Genomic DNA, 4,531 nt, shown 5'->3' with positions numbered 1-4,531 from the left:
CGCTGCTTGCGCAGCGCTGCACTTCCATCAAATGCCCACACTTATCGACTGTTAATTGTTAAAGAACTGTATTCGGTACTGCTTATTTACTACATTCGCGCTATCGACAAAGCGTTGTGTTTGTCAGCTGCGAAGAAGAAAGAGTATGAAGCATTTTACTAAATCCGTCAATCTTCTTTTTACTGCATCGCCGTTTCCGGTGATCCCTCCGTGCCGCAAACTAGTGCGTCTCATTGGGGAGGCGAACTATAGCAAAGCCGCCCGCAGGCGGCAAGGATTATTACGCGTATTCGAGAATTTACTTTAACAAGACCGCGATCGCCATGCCAACCTCGGTGGTGCTGGCAGTGCCGCCCATATCCGGCGTGCGCGGGCCATGTTCCAGCACTTGCTCGATCGCCCGCAAGATGGCGTCATGTGCGGCCCTGTAATTGGCATCGCCATTGCCGAGGAAGTCCAGCATCATGGCACCCGACCAGATCATGCCAATCGGGTTGGCAATATTCTGGCCATAGATATCCGGTGCGGAACCATGAACCGGTTCGAAGACGGAAGGAAAGGTACGCTCGGGATTGATGTTGGCTGACGGTGCGATGGCGATCGTCCCCGTGCAAGCGGGCCCCAGGTCGGACAGGATATCGCCAAACAGGTTCGACGCGACCACCACATCGAAACGTTCGGGGCTCAGCACAAAGCGGGCCGCCAATATATCAATATGGTATTTGTCCCAGCGTACCTCGGGATAAGCCGGCGCCATCGCTTCCATCCGCTCATCCCAGTACGGCATGCTCAGTGCGATACCGTTCGACTTGGTGGCGGACGTCAGGTGTTTCTTGGGCCGGCTTTGCGCCAGCTCAAACGCATACTTCAGGATGCGATCGACCCCCTTGCGCGTGAACACTGATTCCTGCAAGACGATCTCACGCTCGGTGCCTTCGAACATGCGGCCGCCTACGGACGAGTACTCGCCTTCCGTATTTTCACGCACCACATAAAAGTCGATATCACCGGGCTTTTTATTTGCCAGCGGACAGGGCACACCCGGCATCAAACGCACTGGACGCAAATTGACGTATTCATCAAATTCACGGCGGAACTTCAGCAGCGAACCCCACAGCGAGATATGGTCGGGCACTTTATCTGGCCAGCCCACAGCGCCAAAGTAAATGGCATCGAAATCCTTGAGCTGCTCGAACCAGTCGTCGGGCATCATCTGCCCATGTTCCAGGTAGTAATCACAGTTCGCCCATTCCATGGTGGTGAACTGCAATGCGATGTTGTAGCGCTGCGCACAAGCCTGCAGCACGCGCAAGCCTTCCGGCATGACTTCATTACCGATGCCGTCACCGGCGATGACAGCGATTTTATGATGGGCCATGCTCTGCTCCTGACAATGCGATGAAGTACTAGTGTGCACCATCCGGGTACAGGCGCGCCAGTGTGTCGGAGGTAATGCTTGCGATGACAGGCTGGGCCCGTTCGACTGCTTGCGCGACAGACTTTTCCCGGCGCAACTCTTTCCACAATTCAGCCAGGACGTCATCATGCCGTGCGACTTCCTGCTCGACAATTTCCTGCCAGAATGCCGGCGCTTCGCCTTCGATGAAATTGCCGCGGCCCCGGCCAAAGTGCGCCACCGCCAGATAACGCAATACACCGGCCACCACCAGGGTACGCAAGAAAGCGTCCGTAAATTGCATGGTCGGCTCGTTGCGCTCCGTGCCCGAATTAAAACCCCATGCGGCGCCGGCAAACGTCAGCGCCCCCACCACGCCACCGAGCAAGGCGCCCGTGCCCAGGGTCAAGCCGCCGGAAATCAGATCGGCCGACAGCCCGGTTGCGGCACCGGAAATCATGGCGCCCAGCAAACCCGCCTGGGCCTTGTCGATCGGCGCGCGCACAGAAAAGTTTTCACGTACGCGGGTATTGATCTTGTGTGCATCGGTGGGGTCGAGCTTGTGCAAGATCAGTAATTCACGCGTGGCCTCGCCACTACGTGTATTGAGCCGGGCAATCAGCGTGCCCATTGCCCCCTCTTGCCGTTGCTGCTCTTCGTTCTTGCCGATGCCCACTACTTTCAAGGCCGACTTGAGCAAACTCTTCGAGGCAGCCTCAAGCGCGGCGCTGTCTTGTGTCGCCACCACCAGCTGCTGCGCCAGCACATGCATCGCTTGCTGAAAGCGTTGTGCATTTTGTGCTTGCCACGCGGCAAACAGGCGCGCATATCCAGCCTGCTGCGACTGTGGCAATAACTTGCCAACCGCTTCGTAAAACACGCGTTCATGTACCCAGCAACGGGCAAAGGCATCGAGCGCCAAAACGTCGCGCACGACAGGATATTGCGCCAGGTGCGTGCGCCAGCGTTCCTGCTCTGCCTGTTCCGCATTACCAGACCGCGGCGGCCCCATCTGGTTCAGCAAGACCACCACCGGTTTGCCCAGCCATTCCAGGATTTTCATTTCCGCCGGCAAGTAGCCTGCATCTTTCGGGTTTTCCGATGAATTGACCAGATACAGCACCACATCGGCGGCATCCTTTGCCGTGCGCAGCGCCTGCTGGCTGAGCCAGAACGGACGGTCACGATAACGGTCAAGCACTTCGCGCAAAAACCAGCCGATGGGATTACCCGATTGCCCCAGGCGTTTGAGCAGGCGCACCGAATCGCCAAAGCCGGGCGTATCCCACAATTGCAAGGCATCGCCCTGCGGCGTGGCCAGCAAGGTATGCGATTCAGCAAACACCGTCACGTGGGCCGCGTCGCGCACTTCGCCCACGTCCACGCCGACCAGGGTACGGGCCAGTGTCGTCTTGCCATTATTCGTATGCGAAATCAGCGCAAACTGAATCTGCGCGGCATCATCCTGCACATCTTTACTGATCATGGTGCTACCGATAATTTCAAGCCGACACCAGTGTCGAGAGGGTGGAGGGCAGGATCCAGCAAATTCACCAGGGTGGCCGTGGTTTTGTGGAATTGGCAGAATTGCTGCCACAAGGCGATACGTTCCGCCAGGCGGGCGCCCTGATCAGCCTGCTCACCAGCACGCTCGAGGTAAGACGATTCATCGAGCAAGACGGCAATACCGCGCGTCGACGATTTCACCAGGTAATCGAGGAAGGCGCCGTGATTTTCTTTTTCAGGCGTCGCCGTCAGGTTGAACAGGACCGCCGTGATATTGACTTGCGGGTCGTTCAAGTCCGTGCCCCGCAAGACATCCTGCGGCTCCTCGCCATACGAGGTCGATGGGCGCAGCATCACGCGGCCCTGCTCGCCAAACAACATGATGGCGATCTGGCCCAGTCCCTTATGGCGCGCCTCATCAACCGTAAAACTGTACGGCAGCACGCGCAGCATGCCTTCCGTTGCCACGCCGATACTGTCATTGAGCTTGCGGAAATACGGTTGATCCAGATCCAGCGGGAAATGCTGCGTCAGGCGCGACGCACGCCAGTTGCTGACCAGGGCGAGCACGACGCGCGGCAAGACCACCAGCAGGAAAATGGTCGCAGCATATAAATGCACCCATCGCGCGCCACCTTCGGCCGCCGTGGTTTGCGGGAAGCGCAACGCCTCGATTTCAGCCAGCGAAAAACCTTGCAGGTGAAACAGCGAAATGGCCGGCGCAAACAAGAACGACAACAGGCCGTGCACCTGGCTGGCGCCAAGGAAAGTACTTTCCCAGCCAGCTTCATACTGCGACAGGAAACCGCGTGCATAGAGCGAAATGAGGGCGCCGATGGCAAACAGGGCAGCACTCAAATGAATGGTGCGGCTCAGGCGGGCGGAAGTGAGCTTCGCGCTCAAATGGGCCCACTCGCCCATGAAACTGAGCAAGCCGGTAGACAGGGCATGCGGTAATTTGCGCGGCAAGGACAATTTTCCGACACTCAGATAGCGCACCATCGGCGCCCTGGGCCAGCCCAGCGGATGCGAGGGGATGAACAGCCAGATCAACAAACCCAGATAAACCAGCAGATTCCAGGCAATGATCAGCAGGAGCGGCGCCGATAGCAAATCGACGCGATGCGGATCCGTGATGCGGTCAAGACCGGCGCCCAGCAGCAATGCAAGAATGGGTAAAGTGCGGGCCAGCGTCTTCAGACCGTTGCGCCGCCTGGCAAATACGCCAAAGGCCGGTGTACGCTCGGTAATGCGTTTGATAATCTGTTCGGAGCGCTGCTGCAGGAAATCATCGCTGGTCGCCTCGGCCTGCTTGCCGGATGCTTGCCACTGGGCCAGTTCCCTGGCGCTGCGGCTGGCATACATGCGGTCATCCTCGCTGAGGACTTCTCTTTTCTCGTCGGCCGTCTCGATCGCACGGACCAGCACCACATCTCTCGCAATTTGCTCGTTCATATTGCTCCTGTTTTGTATGAAACGACAACTGGACAGGCAGATTGTGACGTACTTTTCCATTTCAGGCCAACGCAGGCGGCGCGAAGCAGCAAAACCGCCAGACGTAAAAAAACCCCAACCGGATCACCGGAAGGGGTTTTTTCGAATAACAAGCCTGACAATAACCTACTTTCA

At 57.6% G+C, this 4,531-nt stretch carries 3 protein-coding genes; all 3 read right to left on the bottom strand.

All coding sequences use genetic code 11. The annotated features are described in order from the left end of the window. Positions 1 to 298 precede the first annotated feature (298 nt). The 3 genes from ACL9RI_RS27570 to ACL9RI_RS27560 are packed head-to-tail and all read right to left on the bottom strand — an operon-like array spanning position 299 to position 4,357. Positions 299 to 1,378 (bottom strand): tartrate dehydrogenase, encoded by a 1,080-nt coding sequence (locus tag ACL9RI_RS27570; protein WP_422729639.1) that lies wholly within the window; start codon positions 1,376 to 1,378, stop codon positions 299 to 301. Between the two features lie 28 nt (positions 1,379 to 1,406). After that, a complete protein-coding gene (locus tag ACL9RI_RS27565; RefSeq protein WP_422729638.1) occupies positions 1,407 to 2,882 on the bottom strand; it encodes a DUF3482 domain-containing protein in 1,476 nt (491 codons plus the stop codon). Next, the gene (locus ACL9RI_RS27560) at positions 2,879 to 4,357 is read right to left on the bottom strand and encodes a DUF2868 domain-containing protein (protein ID WP_422729637.1); all 1,479 of its coding nucleotides are present in this window, start codon (positions 4,355 to 4,357) and stop codon (positions 2,879 to 2,881) included. The genes ACL9RI_RS27565 and ACL9RI_RS27560 overlap by 4 nt, the downstream gene beginning before the upstream one ends. Positions 4,358 to 4,531: the final 174 nt, after the last annotated feature.

Source organism: Janthinobacterium sp. Mn2066, assembly GCF_049319705.1.
GTDB lineage: Bacteria > Pseudomonadota > Gammaproteobacteria > Burkholderiales > Burkholderiaceae_D > Janthinobacterium.
The sequence above is the reverse complement of the archived record's forward strand: the minus strand, read 5'-3'. Positions and strand labels throughout refer to the sequence as shown.